Source organism: Pseudomonas sp. B1-22 (assembly GCF_050474425.1).
Lineage (GTDB): Bacteria > Pseudomonadota > Gammaproteobacteria > Pseudomonadales > Pseudomonadaceae > Pseudomonas.
The window spans coordinates 1,083,641-1,104,784 of record NZ_JBCHVH010000002.1 but is presented as its reverse complement, the minus strand read 5'-3'; the positions used below and the strand labels follow the sequence as shown (position 1 = coordinate 1,104,784).

18 protein-coding genes, 3 tRNA genes and 2 pseudogenes are annotated in these 21,144 nt (G+C 66.3%); 10 read left to right on the top strand and 13 right to left on the bottom strand.

Features of this window, described 5'->3' with window-relative positions:
• The first annotated feature begins 66 nt into the window (after window positions 1–66).
• The 4 genes and pseudogenes from ACQ5BL_RS11935 (at window position 67) to ACQ5BL_RS11920 (ending at window position 4,466) form a co-directional block, all read left to right on the top strand.
• Complete coding sequence (locus tag ACQ5BL_RS11935) at window positions 67–1,452, top strand: flavin monoamine oxidase family protein (protein ID WP_243809264.1); 1,386 nt, start codon at window positions 67–69, stop codon at window positions 1,450–1,452.
• Window positions 1,427–2,682: pseudogene (locus ACQ5BL_RS11930) on the top strand (C69 family dipeptidase). Before ACQ5BL_RS11935 ends, ACQ5BL_RS11930 begins: the two are co-directional and overlap by 26 nt.
• A 63-nt stretch (window positions 2,683–2,745) precedes the next feature.
• Entirely contained in the window at window positions 2,746–3,390 is a 645-nt protein-coding gene (can, locus tag ACQ5BL_RS11925; RefSeq protein ID WP_207888358.1) for a carbonate dehydratase, read from the top strand.
• Between the two features lie 77 nt (window positions 3,391–3,467).
• A complete protein-coding gene (locus tag ACQ5BL_RS11920; RefSeq protein ID WP_243809262.1) occupies window positions 3,468–4,466 on the top strand; it encodes an isocitrate/isopropylmalate dehydrogenase family protein in 999 nt (332 codons plus the stop codon).
• Between the two features lie 146 nt (window positions 4,467–4,612).
• Here the strand turns inward: ACQ5BL_RS11920 and ACQ5BL_RS11915 are convergent.
• The 10 genes and pseudogenes from ACQ5BL_RS11915 to ACQ5BL_RS11870 form a co-directional block, all read right to left on the bottom strand.
• A tRNA-Met gene (locus ACQ5BL_RS11915) sits at window positions 4,613–4,689 on the bottom strand.
• 248 nt (window positions 4,690–4,937) lie between these two features.
• On the bottom strand, window positions 4,938–6,038 hold the full coding sequence (ychF, locus tag ACQ5BL_RS11910; protein ID WP_243809260.1) for a redox-regulated ATPase YchF: 1,101 nt from the start codon (window positions 6,036–6,038) through the stop codon (window positions 4,938–4,940).
• 40 nt (window positions 6,039–6,078) lie between these two features.
• The gene (pth, locus tag ACQ5BL_RS11905) at window positions 6,079–6,663 is read right to left on the bottom strand and encodes an aminoacyl-tRNA hydrolase (protein ID WP_193452056.1); all 585 of its coding nucleotides are present in this window, start codon (window positions 6,661–6,663) and stop codon (window positions 6,079–6,081) included.
• Between the two features lie 38 nt (window positions 6,664–6,701).
• A complete protein-coding gene (locus ACQ5BL_RS11900; RefSeq protein ID WP_207886085.1) occupies window positions 6,702–7,310 on the bottom strand; it encodes a 50S ribosomal protein L25/general stress protein Ctc in 609 nt (202 codons plus the stop codon).
• A 113-nt stretch (window positions 7,311–7,423) separates the two neighbouring features.
• Complete coding sequence (locus ACQ5BL_RS11895; protein ID WP_015478849.1) at window positions 7,424–8,365, bottom strand: ribose-phosphate pyrophosphokinase; 942 nt, start codon at window positions 8,363–8,365, stop codon at window positions 7,424–7,426.
• Between the two features lie 52 nt (window positions 8,366–8,417).
• Window positions 8,418–8,492: transfer RNA gene (locus ACQ5BL_RS11890), tRNA-Gln, on the bottom strand.
• A gap of 61 nt (window positions 8,493–8,553) precedes the next feature.
• A tRNA-Gln gene (locus ACQ5BL_RS11885) sits at window positions 8,554–8,628 on the bottom strand.
• 31 nt (window positions 8,629–8,659) lie between these two features.
• Window positions 8,660–9,508, bottom strand: a complete 849-nt coding sequence (ispE, locus tag ACQ5BL_RS11880; protein ID WP_243806639.1) for a 4-(cytidine 5'-diphospho)-2-C-methyl-D-erythritol kinase — start codon at window positions 9,506–9,508, stop codon at window positions 8,660–8,662.
• Between the two features lies 1 nt (window position 9,509).
• Complete coding sequence (lolB, locus tag ACQ5BL_RS11875) at window positions 9,510–10,154, bottom strand: lipoprotein insertase outer membrane protein LolB (RefSeq protein WP_243806636.1); 645 nt, start codon at window positions 10,152–10,154, stop codon at window positions 9,510–9,512.
• Window positions 10,155–10,157: 3 nt separating this feature from the next.
• A pseudogene (locus ACQ5BL_RS11870) lies at window positions 10,158–11,925 on the bottom strand (tetratricopeptide repeat protein).
• Window positions 11,926–12,070: 145 nt separating this feature from the next.
• Between ACQ5BL_RS11870 and hemA the strand changes: the two are divergent.
• From hemA to ACQ5BL_RS11840, 6 genes are all read left to right on the top strand, one after another.
• A complete protein-coding gene (gene hemA, locus ACQ5BL_RS11865; protein WP_243806633.1) occupies window positions 12,071–13,339 on the top strand; it encodes a glutamyl-tRNA reductase in 1,269 nt (422 codons plus the stop codon).
• Complete coding sequence (gene prfA / locus ACQ5BL_RS11860; RefSeq protein ID WP_243806631.1) at window positions 13,336–14,418, top strand: peptide chain release factor 1; 1,083 nt, start codon at window positions 13,336–13,338, stop codon at window positions 14,416–14,418. The genes hemA and prfA overlap by 4 nt, the downstream gene beginning before the upstream one ends.
• Before the next feature lie 30 nt (window positions 14,419–14,448).
• The gene (gene prmC / locus ACQ5BL_RS11855; protein ID WP_243806622.1) at window positions 14,449–15,279 is read left to right on the top strand and encodes a peptide chain release factor N(5)-glutamine methyltransferase; all 831 of its coding nucleotides are present in this window, start codon (window positions 14,449–14,451) and stop codon (window positions 15,277–15,279) included.
• Entirely contained in the window at window positions 15,273–16,028 is a 756-nt protein-coding gene (locus tag ACQ5BL_RS11850; RefSeq protein WP_207886078.1) for a molybdopterin-synthase adenylyltransferase MoeB, read from the top strand. The genes prmC and ACQ5BL_RS11850 overlap by 7 nt, the downstream gene beginning before the upstream one ends.
• On the top strand, window positions 16,021–16,815 hold the full coding sequence (murI, locus tag ACQ5BL_RS11845; protein ID WP_243806620.1) for a glutamate racemase: 795 nt from the start codon (window positions 16,021–16,023) through the stop codon (window positions 16,813–16,815). The genes ACQ5BL_RS11850 and murI overlap by 8 nt, the downstream gene beginning before the upstream one ends.
• Window positions 16,816–16,930: 115 nt before the next feature.
• Window positions 16,931–17,452, top strand: a complete 522-nt coding sequence (locus tag ACQ5BL_RS11840; protein WP_243806618.1) for an acyloxyacyl hydrolase — start codon at window positions 16,931–16,933, stop codon at window positions 17,450–17,452.
• 230 nt (window positions 17,453–17,682) lie between these two features.
• On the opposite strand, the gene phrB is transcribed toward ACQ5BL_RS11840, so the two are convergent.
• Genes phrB through ACQ5BL_RS11825 form a run of 3 tightly spaced genes read right to left on the bottom strand, consistent with a single transcriptional unit; the run spans window position 17,683 to window position 21,026 of the window.
• Entirely contained in the window at window positions 17,683–19,110 is a 1,428-nt protein-coding gene (gene phrB / locus ACQ5BL_RS11835) for a deoxyribodipyrimidine photo-lyase (RefSeq protein WP_243806616.1), read from the bottom strand.
• Entirely contained in the window at window positions 19,107–20,048 is a 942-nt protein-coding gene (locus ACQ5BL_RS11830; protein ID WP_243806614.1) for a MerR family transcriptional regulator, read from the bottom strand. Before ACQ5BL_RS11830 ends, phrB begins: the two co-directional genes overlap by 4 nt.
• 18 nt (window positions 20,049–20,066) lie before the next feature.
• A complete protein-coding gene (locus tag ACQ5BL_RS11825; protein ID WP_243806613.1) occupies window positions 20,067–21,026 on the bottom strand; it encodes a YbgA family protein in 960 nt (319 codons plus the stop codon).
• Between the last annotated feature and the right edge of the window lie 118 nt (window positions 21,027–21,144).

The window sequence follows — 21,144 nt, the reverse complement described above, 5'->3', positions numbered from 1 at the left end:
TTTTTCTGACGGCCATTCCTGACTTACCCTTAAGCCCAATAACAACAAGAACATAAGGTCGCAAACATGAATCGCAGCGATGTGATCGTGGTGGGCGCCGGTATTTCGGGGCTGACTGCGGCCTGGCGTCTGGCGCAAGCCGGGCGGCGGGTGAAAGTGCTGGAGGCCAACAAGCGCGTCGGAGGACGAACCCTCAACCACCGTTTCGCCAGCGGCGAAGTGGTCGAGGTGGGCGGCCAGTGGGTCGGCCCGACCCAGGAGCGCATCCTTTCCCTGCTCGCCGAGCTGAACCTGTCGACCTTCGGGCAATGGAACCGCGGCGACAACCTCACCCTGTTCGGCGGCCGTCTCAAGCCCTACCAGGGCACCATTCCCAGGTTTCCGCCCCACGTCCTGCTCGACGTGATGCAGGCCCACGTGCGCCTGGACCGCATGGCGCGGGAAATCCCCCTGAACGACCCCAGCCTGCACCCCAAGGCCAGCCAGTGGGACAGCCGCACCTTCGCCGAATGGCTGCGCCGCAACCTGCGCACCTCCACCGGGCGCAAGGTCTTCGAGCTGATGAGCGGCGCCGTATTCGCCGCTAGCCCCCATGACCTGTCGTTCCTCCACGTGCTGTTCTACATCCGCAGCGGCACCAACCTCGACACCCTGCTCGGCGTCGAAGGCGGCGCCCAGCAGGACCGAGTCCTCGGTGGCTCCCAGCGCATCTGCCAGATCCTCGCCGAGCGCCTGGGCGACGCGGTGCACACCGGCGAACCGATCCGCGCCGTACGACAGAACGCCACCGGCGTCGAACTGGTCAGCGACCGTGGCGTGCACCACGCCTCGCGAGTGATCTTCGCCATCCCGCCTACCCAGCTGTTGCGCATCACCCAGGAACCGCTGCTGCCCAGCTGGCGCGACCAGCTCCTGCAACGCCTGCCGCAGGGCGCGGTGATCAAGTGCATGGCGCTCTACGACAAACCCTTCTGGCGCGAGCGTGGCCTGTCCGGCCAGGCCACCAGCGAAGTCGGCCCGGTGCGCCTGACCTTCGACAACAGCGTCCCCGACTCCCAGCGCGGCGTACTGCTCGGCTTCATCGAAGGCGACGAAGCGCGGCAGTGGAACGCGCGGCCGACGGGCGACCGGCGCGGCCAGGTGCTCGACTGCTTCGCCCGCTACTTCGGCGAAGCGGCGCTCAAGCCAATCGATTACGTGGACAAGTCCTGGGCCGAGGAACCCTTCGCCCGTGGCTGCTATGCCGCGCTGTTCCCGCCGGGCCTCTGGACCAGCGGCGCCGCACGGCTGCGCGAACCCTACGGACGCCTGCACTTCGCCGGCACCGAAACGGCAACGCGCTGGATGGGCTATTTCGACGGGGCCGTTGAGGCCGGGGAACGGGCGGCGAGCGAAGTGCTCGGTGCCGCAGACGAGGGAGGGGAGTATGTGCGACACCTTGGTATTGCGTAGCGACGGGGCCACCTGGTTCGCCAAGAACAGCGACCGCGAGCCCGCCGAACCGCAACGCCTGATCCGCCTGCCGGCCGTGCACGGCGACCGCGCGGCGACGGTGCGCACCACCTACCTGGAAATCCCCCAGACCGCCGAACGCCATGCCGTCATCCTCAGCCAGCCGGCGTGGATGTGGGGCGCCGAAATGGGCGTCAACGAGCGCGGCGTGGCCATCGGCAACGAAGCCGTGTTCACCCGCCTGACCCTGCGCGAAGGCGAAGCCCTGCTGGGCATGGACCTGCTGCGCCTGGCCCTGGAACGCGCGGCGACCGCCCGCGAGGCGCTGGCCGTCATCACCGAACTGCTGGAGCGCCACGGCCAGGGCGGCCCGGCCGGCTACCGCAACAAGCGCATGCGCTACGACAACAGCTACCTGATCGCCGACCGCGACGAAGCCTGGGTGCTGGAAACCGCCGGTCGGCTGTGGGCGGCGAAGAGGGTCGAGCGCTGGGCCATCTCCAACGCCCTGACCCTCGGCCACGACTACGACCTCGCCAGCCCCAACCTGGAAGACCACGCCCGCCGCCTGGGCTGCTGGAACGGCCGGGGCGACTTCCACTTCGCCCGCGCCTTCGACGGCCGCGTGCTGCCCTGGATCGCCGGGGCGCGGCAGCGGCGGCAGCTCAACCAGGACTTCCTCGCCCACTGCCCGGCCAAGGTCGACTGGCTGGCGCTGGTGGTCGCCCTGCGCAGCCACGGTCATCGCGGGCACCGCCTGTCGAGCCACGACAACCGCCAGATCTGCCTGCACGCCGGTAGCTTCTGGCGCCCCTCGCAAACCACCGCCAGCCTGATCGCCCGGCTCGACGGCGGCTCGACGGCGGCTCGCCGCGCATGGCCGCCACCGGCACCTCGGCGCCGTGCCTGTCGCTGTTCCAGCCGCTGGGCTTCGAGGCGGGCGCTGGCGCGGCGCTGCTCAGCCGAGAGGATGCCGCCGTGGAGGAGTCCCTCTGGTGGCGCTTCGAAACCGTGCACCAGCGCGCCCTGGCCGACCCCGGCTTCGCCGACGCCCTGCGCGCCGGCCACGGCTGGCTGGAAACCGAGTTGCTGGCCGTCCTCGACAGGCGCACGCTGGATTGGCCGCGCCTGGCCGCCGAAGCCCAGGCCTGGCACGACGCCTGGCACCAGCTGGCGCAGCAGGAGGCGCTCCGCCCGCCGCGCTGGTGGCGTCTGAACGCGGCCCGCTGAAAGCGTCTTGTCAGGCGCGCGCGTGCTGCGTAAGGTGCCGCAGCCAACGATGAGGAGCCGACCATGAGCGATCTGCAGGAACTGTTCGACAACAACGAACGCTGGGCCGAAGCGATCACCCGCGAAGACCCCGACTTCTTCGCCAAGCTGGCCCGCCAACAGACCCCGCAATACCTGTGGATCGGCTGCTCCGACGCCCGCGTGCCGGCCAACGAGATCGTCGGCATGCTGCCCGGCGACCTGTTCGTCCACCGCAACGTCGCCAACGTCGTGCTGCACACCGACCTCAACTGCCTGTCGGTCATCCAGTACGCCGTCGACGTGCTCAAGGTGAAGCACGTCCTGGTCACCGGCCACTACGGCTGCGGCGGCGTGCGCGCCGCCCTGCAGGACCGCCAGTTCGGCCTGATCGACGGCTGGCTGCGCACCATCCGCGACCTCGCCTACGAATACCGCGAGCACCTCGGCCAGTTCGAGAAGGAAGAGGAGCGCGTCGACCGCCTCTGCGAGCTCAACGTCATCCAGCAGGTGGCCAACGTCAGCCACACCAGCATCGTCCAGAACGCCTGGCACCGCGGCCAGCCGCTCTCCGTGCACGGCTGCATCTACGGCATCAAGGATGGCCGCTGGAAGAACCTCAACGTCACCGTCAGCGGCCTCGACCAGCTGCCGCCGCAATACCGCATGCGTCCGCTGGAACAACTCTGAGCCGACCGTCCGCCCGCGCCCTTCAGTGAGGAGTGCGGGCGGATCATGAAAGAGCAGACGGCGAGCGGAGGTCAGCGATGCATCGGTTGTGCGTGATACCCGGCGACGGCATCGGCCGCGAAGTGGTGCCGGTGGCGGTCAAGGTGCTGCTGCGGCTGCTGCCCGACCTGCGCGTGGAAGAGGCCGAGGCCGGCTGGGCCTGCTTCGAGCGCCACGGCGTCTCGGTTCCCGACTCCACCCTGGCGCGCCTGCGCGCCTGCGGCGCCGGCCTGTTCGGCGCCGTCTCCTCGCCCAGCCACCGCGTCGAAGGCTACCGCAGCGCCATCCTTACCCTGCGCCAGGAGCTGGCGCTGAGCCTCAACCTGCGCCCGGTGCGCTCCCGCCCGCACGTGTCGCCCCATCCCGGCGTCGACCTGCTGATCCTGCGCGAGAACAGCGAAGGCCTCTACAGCGGCCGCGAACACTGGGAATCCGAAGGCGTCGCCATCGCCGAACGGGTCATCACCCGCGCCGCCTGCGACCGCCTGGCCGCCGACGCCTCGCGCATCGCCCGCCTGCGCGGCGCCCGGCGCATCACCCTGGTACACAAGGCCAACGTCCTCCCGCTCACCTGCGGCCTGTTCCGCGACACCTGCCGCGACCGCCTGGTGGAAGACGGCTGGAGCAACGTCCTCGACGAACGCCTGGTCGACGTCGCCGCCCTGCAACTGGTGGAACGCCCCGAAGCCTTCGACCTGATCGTCACCACTAACCTCTTCGGCGACATCCTCTCCGACCTCGCCAGCCACTGGGGCGGCGGCCTCGGCCTGGCCCCCTCGCTCAACCTCGGCGACGGCATCGCCCTGGCCGAACCCGTCCACGGCAGCGCCCCCGACATCGCCGGCACCGGCCGCGCCAACCCACTCGCCGCCATCCTCAGCGCCGGCATGCTGCTGCGCCACCACTGGCAATTGCCCGAACTGGCGGACCGGATCGATGCGGCGGTGGATGGCTTCCTGACGGAGGAGGGGAGTGTGGACTTCGGTGGGGAGACCACCAAGGTGATCGGGCAGGGCGTGTTGCAGCGGTTGGACTGATCGAACGCTCTCGCCGGTCGCCATGCTGTCCGTTGGCCACCGTCGCAAACTGCAAGGAAACAACTCTGATCGGGATGCCGAGTCAGGGGTATTTCCTGTGGGCAAAACAAAAGGGGTTTAGCTTTCGCTAAACCCCTTTCGAGATATGGTGGCTACACCGGGACTTGAACCTGGGACATCAGCATTATGAATGCTGCGCTCTAACCGACTGAGCTATGTAGCCGAGTGGCGCGCATTTTCCGCAGATCGAGGGGGGGTGTCAACCCCTTTTCTTGAATATTTTTCTGATCTATCAATCGTTTAGGCGGAAAGGCCCTGATTTGGGCGGTTGCTGGGCGGGGAGGGCGGCTGCCAGGGCGCGGGAGGGGGATATGGGCGTCTGGGCTGTTCGCGAGCAAGCTCGCTCCTACAAGTGCGGTGGCATAAAAAAGCCCCGGCGGGTGGCCGGGGCTTTTCGGGTCTTGCTGGCGCTTAGACGTTGAAGCGGAAGTGCATTACGTCGCCGTCCTTGACGATGTAGTCCTTGCCTTCCAGGCGCCATTTGCCGGCTTCTTTCGCGCCCTGTTCGCCCTTGAACTGGATGAAGTCGTCGTAGGCGACGACTTCGGCGCGGATGAAGCCTTTTTCGAAGTCGGTGTGGATCACGCCGGCGGCCTGCGGGGCGGTGGCGCCAACGCGGACGGTCCAGGCGCGGACTTCCTTCACCCCGGCGGTGAAGTAGGTCTGCAGGTGCAGCAGTTCGTAGCCGGCGCGGATCACGCGGTTGAGGCCCGGCTCTTCGAGGCCGAGGGATTCGAGGAACATGTCCTTCTCCTCGCCATCGTCCAGCTCGGCGATCTCGGCTTCGATCTTGTTGCACACCGGCACGACCATGGCGCCTTCTTCTTCGGCGATGGCGCGGACGACGTCCAGGTGCGGGTTGTTCTCGAAGCCGTCTTCGGCAACGTTGGCGATGTACATGACCGGCTTGCTGGTGAGCAGGTGGAAGCCGCGGATGACGCGCTTCTCGTCATCGCCCATGTTCTTCATCAGCGAGCGGGCGGGCTTGCCTTCGGTGAAGTGGGGGATGAGCTTTTCCAGCAGGGCTTTCTGCACCAGGGCGTCCTTGTCGCCGCCCTTGGCGTTGCGCGCGACCTTCTGCAGTTGCTTCTCGCAGCTGTCGAGGTCGGCGAAGATCAGTTCGAGGTCGATGATCTCGATGTCGCGCTTGGGGTCGACGCTGTTGGAGACGTGGATGACGTTCTCGTCTTCGAAGCAGCGCACCACGTGGGCGATGGCGTCGGTCTCGCGGATGTTGGCGAGGAATTTGTTGCCCAGGCCTTCACCTTTCGACGCGCCCGCTACCAGGCCGGCGATGTCGACGAATTCCATGGTGGTCGGCAGCACGCGCTCGGGCTTGACGATCTCGGCCAGCGCATCGAGGCGGGCGTCGGGCATCGGCACGATGCCGCTGTTCGGCTCGATGGTGCAGAAGGGGAAGTTTTCCGCCGCGATGCCGGATTTGGTCAGGGCGTTGAACAGGGTGGACTTGCCGACGTTGGGCAGGCCGACGATGCCGCAGTTGAATCCCATGTTAGGTCCCTCGCGCCAGGTGGCGGAAATAGAGGTGTAATCAGGCCTTCTGGCTGTGCAGCTTCTGCATCGCGCGGGTCCAGTCCCCGTCGAGCATTTCCGGCAGCACGCCGAGGGCGGAGTCGATGCTGGTGTCGAGCAGTTCCTGTTCGGCGCGCGGGGCGCGGCCAAGAACGAAACCGGAGACCAGGCTGCTGTGCCCCGGATGGCCGATGCCAAGCCGCAGGCGATGGAAACCGTTCTGGTTGCCGAGCTGGGCGATGATGTCGCGCAGTCCGTTGTGCCCGCCGTGTCCGCCGCCCTTCTTGAGCTTGGCGACGCCGGGGGGCATGTCGAGTTCGTCGTGGGCCACCAGGATGGCTTCGACCGGAATGCGGAAGAATCCGGCGAGCGCCGCCACGGCCTGGCCGCTGCGGTTCATGTAGGTGGTGGGGATGAGCAGACGAACGTCGCGGCCCTTGTGGCTGAACTTGCCAACCAGGCCGAAGTACTTCTTGTCCAGCGACAGGTTCGCGCGTTGCGCGTCCGCCAGTCGCTCAACGAAAAGGGCCCCCGCGTTATGCCGGGTCTGGTCGTATTCAGGGCCTGGATTACCCAGGCCAACGATCAGTTGTACGGCAGTCACGACGGGGGCCCCTTCCTTAAAGGCAATGGTGCGCGCGATTACTCGGCAGCGCCTTCGCCTTCTTCTTTCACTACGCGGGAAGCGTGGATGTTGGCGACGGCCAGGTCGTTACCGTGGGCCAGTTGCACCAGCTCTACGCCTTTCGGCAGTTTCAGGTCGGACAGGTGAACGATCTGACCCAGTTCTACTTTGGCCAGGTCGACTTCGATGAATTCCGGCAGGTCTTTCGGCAGGCAGGAAACTTCGACTTCGGCGATCACGTGGGAGATCTCGCCGCCACCAACCTTGACGCCAACAGCGGTGGCTTCGTTGATGAAGTGCAGCGGAACGTGAGCGGTCAGCTTGTGGCCGGCAACGACGCGCTGGAAGTCAGCGTGCATGACGAAGCCCTTGGACGGGTGACGCTGCAGGGCCTTGATCAGTACGGTTTCCTTGGCGGCACCGACGTTCAGGGTGATCACGTGGCTGAAGGCAGCCTCGTTTTCCAGCAGCTTGGCAACTTCACGCAGTTCCAGGGTCAGGGATTGCGGGGCTTTCTCGCCACCGTAAACCACGGCCGGGATCAGGCCGGCATTACGACGCAGGCGGCGGCTCGCACCTTTCCCCAGGTCGGAACGCTCTTGAGCATTGAGTACAAAATCAACCATTTGTATATCTCCAAAATGACAAGATCGCCCGGACGCTTGCGACCAGCGTTCGGGCGATTTTGCTTAATGCCCCATCGACATGACGGGGCGCTTTACGTCAGCGCTGTTCCGCCTTAGCGGAACATGGCGCTGATCGATTCTTCATTGCTGATGCGGCGCATGGCTTCAGCGACAACCGGAGCGATGTCCAGCTGGCGGATGCGGCCACAGGCTTGTGCAGCAGCGGACAGCGGGATGGTGTTGGTCACTACCAGCTCGTCCAGTACGGAATTTTCGATGTTCTCGATGGCACGGCCGGACAGCACCGGGTGGGTGCAGTAGGCGATGACCTTGGCGGCGCCGTGCTCTTTCAGAGCCTTGGCGGCGTGGCCGAGGGTGCCGGCGGTATCGACCATGTCGTCGACCAGTACGCAGGTACGGCCTTCGACATCACCGATGATGTGCATGACTTCGGACTGGTTGGCCTTCGGACGACGTTTGTCGATGATGGCCAGGTCGACGCCCAGGGACTTGGCGACGGCGCGAGCACGCACCACACCACCGATGTCCGGGGAGACGATCATCAGGTTCTCGAAGCGCTGGTCTTCGATGTCGTCGACCAGTACGGGCGAGCCGTAGATGTTGTCGACGGGGATATCGAAGAAGCCCTGGATCTGGTCGGCGTGCAGGTCAACGGTCAGAACGCGGTTGACGCCTACGACGGTCAGCATGTCGGCAACGACCTTGGCGCTGATGGCCACGCGGGCGGAACGCGGACGGCGGTCCTGGCGGGCATAACCGAAGTAGGGGATGACGGCCGTGATACGAGTCGCCGAGGAGCGGCGGAAGGCGTCAGCCATCACTACCAGTTCCATCAGGTTGTCGTTGGTCGGTGCGCAGGTCGGTTGAATCAGGAAGACGTCCTTACCACGAACGTTTTCGTTGATCTCAACGCTGATTTCGCCGTCGGAGAATTTACCGACAGAAACGTCACCGAGGGGGATGTGCAGCTGCCGTACGACACGGCGTGCCAGATCGGGGTTGGCGTTCCCCGTGAAAACCATCATTTTGGACACGCTGCGGTACCTGTGTCGGCTTGAGGGTAGGCCCGGTTGAGCCAGAAGAAAATGGCAGGGGCGGCTGGATTCGAACCAACGCATGGCAGGATCAAAACCTGCTGCCTTACCGCTTGGCGACGCCCCTGTAGCTTACAACTTGCGGAGCAATGTGTTCGTTGACGCTGTACGTATGACCCTGTGGGTTATGGCAGGGGCGGCTGGATTCGAACCAACGCATGGCAGGATCAAAACCTGCTGCCTTACCGCTTGGCGACGCCCCTGTATCGTACAACCGATTACATTGCTTTTTTCTCAGGCCTGGCCTTGAAGCTTGCGGTGCAACATCGAGATGTTACGACCCTGGGCAACAAAACTTGGCAGAGTGGCCGGAAGTTGGCGGCGAACTTTATCAGCATCGCCTCGGTTTGGGAAGCTCCCAAACACACAAGCTCCGGTGCCGGTCAATCTCGCTTCGGTAAATTTACCTAGCTGGATCAGTGCGTTACGTACATCCGGGTAACGCTTCTCGACGACCGGCTGGCAGTCGTTATGACCGTCCACCCCGAGAAGGCTGCGAACTTTAATGGGCGGAGTATCCCGTGTCAACTCGGGATCGGAGAAAACTTCTGCTGTGCTGACAAAGACTTGCGGTACGACGACGAGGAACCAGGGCTCCTCCAGCGTTACCGGCGTGAGCTTCTCGCCGACACCTTCGGCGAACGCCGCGCGGCCGCGCACGAATACCGGTACGTCGGCGCCCAGGGTCAGGCCCAGCGCCGCGAGACGGTCTTCATCCCAGTCGAGATTCCACAGGTGATTCAGGCCGAGCAGGGTGGTGGCCGCGTCGGAGCTGCCGCCGCCGATGCCGCCGCCCATGGGCAGGCGCTTGTCCAGCCAGATGTCGGTGCCGAGCCGGCAGCCCGATTGTTCCTGCAGCCGGCGCGCGGCCTTGACGATCAGGTTGCTGTCGTGGGGAACGCCTTCGATCTCGGTGTTCAGGCGGATTTCGCCGTCCTCGCGCAGGGCGAATTGCAGTTCGTCGCCGTGGTCGAGGAATTGGAAGAGGGTCTGCAGTTCGTGGTAGCCGTCGGGACGGCGGCCATTGATGTGCAGGAACAGGTTGAGCTTGGCCGGGGCCGGCAGGGTCAGGCGGTCCTGCATGTCACTGCTGGCCCGCTTGCTTCGCCTGGCCGGCGCCCAGTTGGCGCGGCTGCCAGGTCTTCACCACCAGGGTCACGTCCAGATCCTGGCCGTGCAGCTTCAGGCGCTCCGGCAGCCAGTAGCCGTCCTGTTCGCTGTAGCGGGTGTATTCCACTTCCCAGCCGTCCTGTTCGAGCTTGGCCAGGCGGCTGTCGCCGTCCAGGGTCAGACGGCTCTTGCTGTCCGGCGCGGGCAGGCCGCGAATCCACCACAGCAGGTGGGAGACTGGCAGGCGCCAGCCCATCTGTTGTTCCAGCAGCTCTTCGGGGGAGGCGGCTTCATAGCGGCCTTGCCCGGCGACTTCGAGGGTCACCGCGCCTTCGCGGCCGGTCAGGCGCGCGGCGCCACGGCCCAGCGGGCCGGACAGGCGGATGTCGTAGTAGCCCTGGCGTTGCAGCCAGAACAGGGTGCCGCTGCCGGAGTCCTTGGGCGCGCGGATGCCGACCTTGCCGTCGATCTGCCAGCCATCGAGGGTGGCGATGCGGGTCTTGTGGGCGTTCCAGGCGGCGGCGTTGCCCTGGCCTTCGAGGGATTCATGGGTGCCGAAGCCCGAACAGCCTGCAAGCAGGGCGAGGGCGGCGGCGCCGATCAGGTGACGTAAACGCATGGATCAGAGGGTTCCGGAGCCGGTCAGGCGCTTCATGGTGTCGCGCAGGACGGCGCTGTCGGGCTGGGTTTGCAGGGCGGCGGCCCACACCTTGCGGGCTTCGCTCTGCTTGCCCTGGGCCCAGAGCACTTCGCCCAGGTGCGCGGCGACTTCGTGGTCGGGGAAACGCTCCAGCGCCTGGCGCAGATAGCCTTCCGCTGCGCTGAGGTTGCCCATGCGGTAGTTGACCCAGCCCAGGCTGTCGAGGATCGCCGGGTCGTCCGGGTTCAGCTGGTGGGCCTTCTGGATCAGGTCGCGGGCTTCGCTGTAGCGGGTGGTGCGGTCGGCCAGGGTGTAGCCCAGCGCATTGAGCGCCATGGCGTTGTCCGGCTCGCGCTGGATGATCAGGCGCAGGTCCTGCTCCATCTGCGAAAGATCGTTGCGCTTCTCGGCCAGCATGGAGCGGGTGTAGAGCAGGTTGAGGTCATCCGGGAACTGCTTGAGGCCCTGCTGGATGACGTTCCAGGCGCGGTCGACCTGGCCGCGGTTGGACAGGCCTTCGGCTTCGATCAGGTACAGCTGGATGGCGTAGTCCGGCTGGCGCTCGCGGGCTTCGGCGAGGCGGCGGGAGGCTTCGTCGACGCGCTTCTGGTCGAGCAGGATTTCGGTCTGGCGCAGCTGCGCCGGGAGGAAGTCGTTGCCGGGGCCGACCAGGGCGTATTCCTTGAGCGCGGTGTCCGGCTGCTTCTGCTCCTCGGCCAGGCGGCCCAGGTTGAAGTGGGCGGCGTCGACATGGCTGTCGCGCTCGACCAGTTCCTGCAGGTAGACCTTGGCTTCGTCCCAGGCCTGGGCTTCCAGGCAGACCAGCGCCAGGGAGAAGCGCAGGTCGTCGTCATCGGGGAACTGCTCCACCAGCGCGGAGAACTCGGCCTTGGCTTCGTCCAGGCGGTTCTGCTCCACCAGCAGGCGGGCGTAGGCCAGGTGCACGCGCTTGTCGTCCGGGTGTTCCTTGATGCCGTTCTTCAGCAGCGGCAGCGCTTCGTCGCTGCGCTTCATGCTCTGCAGCAGGCGCGCGCGCAGCAGCAGCGGGGCGACGTCGTGCTTGCTGGCGGAGTTGTCTTCGAGCAGGTGCAGCGCTTCCTGCGGGCGGCCGTCCTGTTGCAGCAGCAGGGCCTTGCCGAACAGCAGCTGGCCGTTGTCCGGGTACTTCTTCAGCAGGCGGTCGAAGCTCTGCAGCAGGCCGGCGCGCGTGTCCGGGTCGGTTTCGGCGGCGGACAGCGCGAGGAAGTCGAAGTGGGTGTCGCCTTGGCCATTGAGGACTTTCTCCATGTACACCATGGATTCGTCGTACTGCCCGGTGCGCGCCAGCTGGATGGCGGCGGCGCGCTGGGCGTCGAGGTTGTCCGGCGCGGCCTTGGCCCAGATCAGCGAGGTGTCCAGGGCTTCCTGGTCGGCGCCCAGGTACTCTGCGATGCGGAAGGCGCGTTCGGCGACGCCCGGGTCCTGGGTGGCGCGGGCCTGTTCGACGTAGTTGGCGAGGGCGATGTCGAAACGGTTGCGCTGGCCGGCGAGCTCGGCGGTCAGCAGCGAATACAGAGTCTCTTCGCTGAAGGAGCCGTACTTCTGCTCCTTCTGGGCAGCGGCGGCCTTGTCCTTCTCGGCGGAAGAACCATCCGGGGTTTTATGGGAAAGGGACTGGCAGCCGCCGAGCAGCAGCAGAGCAGTCAGCAGCGCGAGAGACTTGTTCATAGAGGAAGGATGATGACCTAACCTGCGAAATAGCACCCATCATGACATAAGGAATGTGGCAATCCCATGGGCAAGCGCCGCTTCGGGCCTTGTATACGATTTGCAGTGTGCGATACGTCGCGGGTGGTTGTCCTTCACAAGGCTAAGTAGGACAATTGCGGGCTTTCCGATCAGCTCAGCGACCCTGCATGGCCTTCATTGCCCTCGGTATCAACCACAAGACCGCGTCCGTGGCCGTGCGCGAGCGCGTGGCTTTTACTCCCGAGCAGATGGTCGAGGCCTTGCAACTGCTCTGCCGTCTGACGTCCAGCCGCGAGGCCGCGATCCTTTCCACCTGCAACCGCAGCGAACTCTACCTGGAGATCGAGCACCCGGATGCCGGTGACGTGCTGGCCTGGCTCGCCGACTATCACAACCTGAACATCGACGACCTGCGCGCCTGCGCCTACGTGCACCAGGACGACGATGCGGTGCGCCACATGATGCGCGTCGCCGCCGGCCTGGACTCCATGGTGCTGGGCGAGCCGCAGATCCTCGGCCAGATGAAGTCCGCCTACGCGGTAGCCCGCGAGGCCGGCACCATTGGTCCGATGCTCGGCCGCCTGTTCCAGGCGACCTTCAGCACCGCCAAGACCGTGCGCACCGACACCGCCATCGGCGAGAACCCGGTGTCCGTGGCCTTCGCCGCGGTGAGCCTGGCCCGGCAGATCTTCAGCGACCTGAGCCGCAGCCAGGCGCTGCTGATCGGCGCCGGCGAGACCATCACCCTGGTCGCCCGCCACCTGCACGAGCAGGGCGTGAAGCGCATCGTGGTCGCCAACCGCACCCTGGAGCGTGCCAGCCAGTTGGCAGAGCAGTTCGGCGCCCGCGCCATCCTGCTGGCCGACATGCCGGACGAGCTGGTCAACAGCGACATCGTCATCAGTTCCACCGCCAGCCAGCTGCCGATCCTCGGCAAGGGCGCGGTGGAGCGCGCGCTGAAGCAGCGCCGGCACAAGCCGATGTTCATGGTCGATATCGCTGTGCCGCGCGACATCGAGCCGGAAGTCGGCGAACTGGAGGACGTCTACCTCTATAGCGTCGACGACCTCCACGAAGTGGTTGCCGAGAACCTCAAGAGCCGCCAGGGCGCCGCCCAGGCCGCCGAGGAACTGGTCGGCGATGGCGTCGTCGATTTCATGGCGCGTCTGCGCGAACTGGCCGCCGTCGACGTGCTGCGCGCCTACCGCCAGCAGGCCGAGCGCCTGCGCGACGAGGAAACCCAGAAGGCCCAGCGCCTGCTGGCCAACGGCGCCGACCCGATGGAGGTCATGGCGCAGCTCGCCCGTGGCCTGACCAACAAGTTGCTGCACGCGCCCAGCGTGCAGATGAAGAAACTCTCCGCCGAGGGCCGCATCGATGCGCTGGCCGTCGCGCAGGAACTGTTCGCCCTCGAGGAGGGCACTGACAAGCGATGAAAGCGTCCCTCCTGAAAAAGCTGGATATCTTAAGCGACCGCTACGAAGAGCTCACCGCTCTGCTGGGCGACGCCGAGGTGATCAGCGACCAGACCAAGTTCCGCGCCTACTCCCGTGAATACGCGGAAGTGGAGCCGGTCATCCTCGCCTTCCGCGAGTTCCGCAAGGTGCAGTCGGACCTGGAGGGCGCCCAGGCGCTGCTCAAGGACAGCGACCCGGACCTGCGCGAGATGGCCGAGGAAGAAGTCGCCGAGGCCAAGACCGCGCTGGTCGGCCTGGAGGATCGCCTGCAGCGCATGCTGCTGCCCAAGGACCCCAACGACGGCCGCAACGTGTTCCTGGAAATCCGCGCCGGCACCGGCGGCGACGAAGCCGCGATCTTCTCCGGCGACCTGTTCCGCATGTACTCGCGCTACGCCGAGAGGCAGGGCTGGCGCGTCGAGATCATGTCCGAGAACGAAGGCGAGCACGGCGGCTATAAAGAAGTCATCGCCCGTGTCGAGGGCGACAACGTCTACGCCAAGCTCAAGTTCGAGTCCGGCGCCCACCGCGTGCAGCGCGTGCCGGCCACCGAATCCCAGGGCCGCATCCACACCTCGGCCTGCACCGTGGCGGTGCTGCCGGAGCCGGACGAACAGGCGGCCATCGAGATCAACCCGGCCGACCTGCGCGTGGACACCTACCGCTCCTCCGGCGCCGGCGGCCAGCACGTGAACAAGACCGACTCGGCGGTGCGCATCACGCACATCCCGTCGGGCATCGTGGTCGAGTGCCAGGAAGAGCGCTCGCAGCACAAGAACCGCGCCAAGGCCATGGCCTGGCTCGCGGCCAAGCTCAACGACCAGCAGCAGGCCGCTGCCCAGCAGGCGATTGCCAGCACGCGCAAGCTGCTGGTCGGTTCGGGGGACCGCTCCGAGCGCATCCGCACCTACAATTTCCCGCAGGGCCGGGTGACCGACCACCGCATCAACCTCACCCTCTATTCCCTGGGGGAAGTGATGGAAGGCGCGGTGGAGCAGGTGATCGAGCCCCTGCTGCAAGAGTTCCAGGCCGACCAGTTGGCCGCGTTGGGTGACTGAGAGCGCGGGCGACTGAGAGAGCGACAGACCATGGCAACCATCATGACCCTGCTCAACGAGGCGCAACTGCCGGACTCGCCCAGTGCGCGTCTGGATGCCGAGCTGCTGCTCGCCGCCGCGTTGGGCAAGTCGCGCAGCTTCCTGCGCACCTGGCCGGAGCGAGTGGTCAGCCGCGAAGCCCACGACCTCTACGACAGCTTCATCGCCCGCCGCCAGGCCGGTGAGCCGGTTGCCTACATCCTCGGCCACCAGGGCTTCTGGAGCCTGGACCTGGAAGTCGCGCCGCACACCCTGATCCCGCGTCCGGACACCGAATTGCTGGTGGAAACCGCCCTCGCGCTGCTGCCGGCCACCCCGGCCCGCGTGCTTGACCTGGGCACCGGCACCGGTGCCATCGCCCTGGCCCTGGCCTGCGAACGTCCGGGCTGGCAGGTACAGGGCGTGGACCGCGTGGCCGAGGCCGTGGCCCTGGCCGAGCGCAACCGCGAACGCCTGGACCTGGGCAATGCCGCTTTCCGCGCCAGCCAGTGGTTCTCCGAACTGGCCGGCGAGCGCTTCTCGCTGATCGTCAGCAACCCGCCCTACATTCCCAGTACCGACCCGCACCTGACGCAGGGCGACGTGCGATTCGAGCCGTCGAGCGCGCTGGTCTCCGGGGCCGACGGGCTGGATGACATCCGCCTGATCGTCGAGCAGGCGCCGGACCATCTGGAAATCGGCGGCTGGCTGATGCTCGAACATGGCTACGACCAGGCCGACGCCGTGCGCGACCTGCTGCTGACCCGTGGCTTCGCCCGCGTGGAAAGCCGCCGCGACCTCGGCGGCCACGAACGTATCAGCCTGGGGAACTGGACATGCTGAGCGATAACGAACTGCTGCGTTACAGCCGGCAGATCCTCCTGCCGCAGATCGACGTCGACGGCCAGCTGCGCCTGAAGGACAGCCGCGTACTGATCGTCGGCCTTGGCGGCCTGGGCGCCCCGGTGGCGCTGTACCTGGCCGCTGCCGGTGTCGGCGAGCTGCACCTGGCGGACTTCGACAGCGTCGACCTGACCAACCTGCAGCGGCAGATCATCCACGACACCGGCAGCGTCGGCATGGGCAAGGTGGACTCCGCCATGGCCCGCCTGCAGGCGATCAACCCGGACGTGAAGCTGGTCGCCCATCGCCAGGCGCTGGACGTCGATTCCCTCGACGCCGCCGTGGCCGCGGTCGACCTGGTGTTGGACTGCTGCGACAACTTCGGCACCCGCGAGGCGGTGAACGCCGCCTGCGTCGCCGCGAAGAAGCCGCTGGTGAGCGGTGCGGCGATTCGCCTGGAAGGCCAGCTCTCGGTGTTCGACCCGCGCCGCGAGGAAAGCCCCTGCTACCACTGCCTCTATGGCCATGGCAGCGAAGCCGAGCTGACCTGCAGCGAGGCCGGCGTGGTCGGTCCGCTGGTGGGCCTGGTGGGTAGCCTGCAGGCGCTGGAAGCGCTCAAGCTGCTGGCCGGGTTCGGCGAACCGCTGGTGGGCCGCCTGCTGCTGATCGATGCGCTGGGCACGCGCTTCCGCGAACTGCGCGTCAAGCGCGACCCGCAGTGCGCCGTGTGCGGAGTCGCGCATGGCTGACGCTGCGCCCATTGGTGTCTTCGACTCCGGCGTCGGCGGACTCAGTGTCCTTCACGAGATTCGCGCCCGTTTGCCCAACGAGTCGCTGATCTACCTCGCCGACTGCGGGCACATCCCTTACGGCGAAAAGACCCCCGACTACATCCGCGAGCGCTGCCGCGCCATTGCGGATTTCCTCCTGGCCCGTGGCGCCAAGGCGCTGGTGCTGGCCTGCAATACCGCCACTGCCGCCGCGGCCGCCGACCTGCGCGAGCTGTACCCGCAGATGCCGATCGTGGCCATGGAGCCGGCGGTGAAGCCGGCCGCCGAGGCAACCCGCAGCGGCGTAGTCGGCGTCCTGGCGACGACCGGAACGCTCAAGAGCGCGCGCTTCGCCGCGTTGCTCGATCGCTTCGCCGGTGACGTGCGGGTGATCACCCAGCCCTGTCCGGGGCTGGTGGAGCGCATCGAGGCCGGCGATCTGAACGGGCCGCAGACGCGCGACCTGCTGGGGCACTACGTCGAGCCCTTGCTGGCCGAAGGTTGCGACACGCTGATCCTGGGCTGCACTCACTACCCGTTCCTGCGCCCGCTGCTGCGCGAGCTGATCCCTGCGGATATTTCGCTGATCGATACCGGCGCTGCGGTGGCACTTCAGCTGGAGCGTCTGCTGCAGGCGCGCGAGCTGCTGGCGGCGGGGCCTGCACAGCGGACGGAGTTCTGGACCAGCGGACCGGTAGAAGGCCTGGAGAAGGTCATGCCGGTGCTGTGGGGAAGCGACGAGCTCGTCAGTTCGTTCAGCGGATGAAGGAAAAATTACCTGTCAGCGACAAGGCCCTGTCGGCCAAGTTCGATACATGGTCTTATAATGTCCAGCTATTCGCGGGGATTTTTCATTCAGCTTTCTCATTAAGGATGTTTCAATGAAGAAACTACTTTCGCTGGCCGCCTTGGCCGCACTGTCCCTGAGTCAGGTTGTGAGTGTGCAGGCTGCCGGCCTTACCGGCGCCGTGGGGGTAACCGGTCAGGGCGACATGACCTACCGCCTGGGCATGGGCTTTGATTGGGACAAGAGCTGGTGGGAAAGCTCCGCGGGGCATCTGACCGGCTACTGGGATGCCGGCTATACCTACTGGTCGGCGGGTGATCGTGCCGGTGGCCGTCACTCTCTGTCGTTCTCCCCGGTATTCCGCTACGAATTCGCCGGCGAGTCGGCCAAACCCTTCCTGGAAGCCGGTATCGGTATCGCGGCCTTTACCGGTTCGGAAGTGGGTGACCAGGACCTGGGCGGCGCGGTGACCTTCGAGGATCGCATCGGCACTGGCGTGAAGTTCAGCAGTGGCCAGGTTGTCGGCGTACGGGCGTTGCACTATTCCAACGCCGGTCTCGGCCAGCCCAACGAGGGCATCGAGTCCTACAGCCTGTATTTCACGCAGCCTCTGTAACAGGGCGCTGACGAAAAAAGCCGGACCTTGGGTCCGGCTTTTTTGTGCCTGCCGTCTGCGGCTGGGCGGGTTCGCGAGCAAGCTCGCTCCTACGAAGAGCGGCACGGTGCACCGCCTGTAGGAGCGAGCTTGCTCGCGAACAGAAGTCCCCGGTCGCATCGGCGATGGAAGCCGTCTGACCTTCGTCCCGGCGGTTCTCGTAGGAGCGGACTCTGTCCGCGATTGAAGCATCAAGGCTTAGCGGAGAGGCGCTTGAAGGCTTCCAGCGCCCGCTCCCGCGTGGCGGAAAGATCGACCATCGGCTGTGGATAACCTGCCGCGCCGAACAGCCCCAGCCGTGACGGATCGTGAATCGCCCGGCCTTCCACGCCAGCCAGTTCCGGCAGCCAGCGACGGATGAAGCGACCGTCGGGGTCGAAGCGCTCGGATTGCGAGAGGGGATTGAAGATGCGGAAGTAAGGCACCGCATCGGTTCCGGTGGAAGCGCTCCACTGCCAGCCGCCGTTGTTCGCCGCCAGGTCGCCGTCGATCAGGTGACGCATGAACCAGCGCTCGCCTTCGCGCCAATCGATCAGCAGGTTCTTGGTGAGGAACATCGCCACCACCATGCGCAGGCGGTTGTGCATCCAGCCGGTGGCGAGCAATTGGCGCATCGCCGCGTCGATCAGCGGGAAGCCGGTGCGGCCCTGCTGCCAGGCTTCCAGGTCTTGCTTGTCGTAGCGCCAGTTCAGCCTTTCGGTGTCCTCGCGGAAGGCGCGATGCCGGCTCACACGCGGGAAGCCGACCAGGATGTGCTTGTAGAACTCGCGCCAGAGCAGTTCGTTGATCCAGCTGACCGCGCCGCTGTTGCCGGTCTCGAATTCGCCGTGGTTGCTGGCCAGCGCCGCGTACAGGCACTGGCGTGGCGAGAGGACTCCGGCGGCGAGGTAGGGCGAGAGCTGGCTGGTGCCGTCGCTGGCGGGGAAGTCGCGGCGCTCGTGATAGCCGCCCAGGCGTTCGTCGGTGAAGGTTTCCAGGCGTTCGTGGGCTTCGGCTTCACCCGCCGGCCAGTGACTGCGCAAATCCTCAGTGGGTGATTCGAAACCGTCGATCCATTCGGGCAGCGGATCGCTGGCCAGCTCCAGCGGCGCTTGTGCACGCGGTGCCCGTTGCAACATGGGAACGCCCCGGTTGAGGCGCTCGTAGCAGAGCTTGCGGAACTGGCTGTAGACCTGGAAGTAGCCGCCACCCTTGGTGAGCAGGGTGCCGGGGGCGAACAGCAGCTGGTCGAGGTAGCTGCGCAGATCGACGCCCTGGTTGGCCAGCTCGCGCTTCACGGCGGCATCGCGGCGGGCTTCGTGCAGCCCGTATTCCTCGTTGACGTGTACCGCCTCGATGCCATGGCCGCGGCACAGTTCGGCGATCACCTGGGGCGCATCGCTCCAGCGATCCGCCGTGCGCACCAGCAGCGGGATATTCAGCCCGGCAAGCCCGGCGTGCAGCTCACGCAGGTTGCGCAGCCAGAAGTCCACCTTGCACGCCGCGTCGTCATGTTCGCGCCATTGGCCGGGGCTGAGCAGGAACAGGGCGATGACCGGCCCGCGTTCGGCCGCGGCCGCCAGGGCGGTGTTGTCGCGCAGGCGCAGGTCGGTGCGCAGCCAGAGGAGTTGTCGCTTCATGCCGGCTCACCGTTGAGCAGCCCGAGTTCGCGCAGGCAGTGCAGGGCGGCGACCGGGTCCTGCGCCAGGTGCAGCGGTGCCGCCACGTCGGTCAGTTGCTCCTGGTGGATGCGGGCGGCGGCGCCGGCCAGCAGCCGGGGGCACTCGATGCCGGCCAGCAAACGCGGCAGCTGGGCCAGGTTGAGCGTCTGGCTGGAATAGAGCAGCACCGCGCGCGGCTTCAGGCGTTCCACCGCCAGCGCCAGTTCGCCAGGGGGCAGCGGCCAGTCGAAGACTTCCAGCGGACAGCCGGCACTGCTGGCCAGCCAGGCGCTGAGCCAGAGGCCCGGCTCCAGCGGCAGCTCGGAGTGGTTCACCAGCAGCAGCGGTGCGCCGCGCTGCTGGCGATTGTGGTGGTAGAGGCGGGTGCCGAACTTGCTGCGCAGCCAGCCGTGGAAGAACACCCGCTCCAGTTGCGCGCCAAACTGGCCCTGCCAGCGCCGCTCCAGTTGCTCCAGCAGCGGCAGCATCAGGTGCTCGCAGAGGGTGTGGGCCGGGTAGACCGCCAGCGCGCCGTTGAACAGTTCGTCGAGCTGGCGCTCGCTGATCCGGCCGATGGCATCGATGCAGTGTTGCAGCAGGCCGTCCCAGGGGGATGCGTTCGATTCGGCGGCGGGCGTGTCCGGGTTGTCCAGCAGCGCGCGGACCTTGCTCACCGCCACGCCGCGGCCGAGCCAGGTGAGGATGGCCTGGATGCGCGTGATCTGCGCCTCGGAGTAGAGGCGATGTCCCTTGGGTGTACGCTGCGGCACCACCAGCCCGTAGCGCCGCTCCCAGGCGCGCAGGGTCACCGGGTTGACCCCGGTGCGCCGGGCCACCTCGCGGATGGGGAGCCAGCCTTCGGCCAGCGCCTGGCGGTAGTCGTCGTCCGTGTCGCGGTGCGGGTGATCGGCTTTCATGGGGTTCCTGTCGGTACGTCAGATGGCATTGCGCAGGCTCAGGTCTTCGGGATGCGGTTGGAGGTACGCCTGGATATCGACATAGGGATGCGGATGCCGGCGGAAGTGGTGCTTGAGCAGCGTCAGTGGCACCACCAGCGGGATCACTCCCGCGCGGTACTGCTCGATCAGTCGCTGCAGCTCGGCTTTTTCCGCCGCCGGCAGTTCATGCTTGAGGTAGCCGGCGAGGTGCTGCAGCACGTTGCTGTGGGTGCCGCGCGTGGCGCAGCTGCCCAGTGCGCGCATGAAATCGCGGAAGTAGGCCGGGGCGAAATCGTCCAGCGGCTGGTTGCCGATCATCGCCAGGCGCTGGCCGAGGACGCTGTACTGGCGGGGGTTGTGGGCCATCAGCTGGTACTTGTAGCGCGAGTGGAAGGCGATCAGCGCATGGCGCGTCAGACCCTGGGCGCAGAGTTTCTGCCAGGCAGCGTAGGCGAACACGCGGGTGAGGAAGTTCTCGCGGATCACCGGGTCGTTCAGCCGACCTTCTTCCTCCACCGGCAACTCCGGACGAGCCGCGCAGAAGGCTTCCGCGTAGAGCCCGCGAGCGCCCGGCGGGCGCAACTGGCCGTCGGGGCGATAGAGCTTCACCCGCTGCAGTCCGCAGGAGGGTGATTGCTGCATGAAGATGTAGCCGCAGATGTCCTGCAGCAGGCCGGCCTGCTGGCGCCCGAGGTCGCGAAGCGCCTCGCTGACGTCGCGGTCGCCTTCGCGCTGGATCAGCGCCCTGGGGGCGTCGTGGTCACCGACCAGGCGCAGAGTCGGTCGTGGCACGCCGAGGCCGATGGCGACCTCCGGGCAGACCGGGCTGAAATCGAAGTGGCGGCTGAGCACGTCCAGGCACAGGCGTGAGGCCTTGTGTCCGCCGTTGTAGCGCACCGGCTCGCCCAGCAGGCAGGCGCTGATTCCGAGCAGGGGGCGTGGCGGGGTGTTGGGCATGTTGGCGACCGATTTCTTGTACGGATAAAAATATTTGTACAACTATCGACAAGAATAGGCGCACTCTTGTACAAGTGCAAAGACTTGTACAAGTTTGTGAGATCGGCGAGAGGGCTGC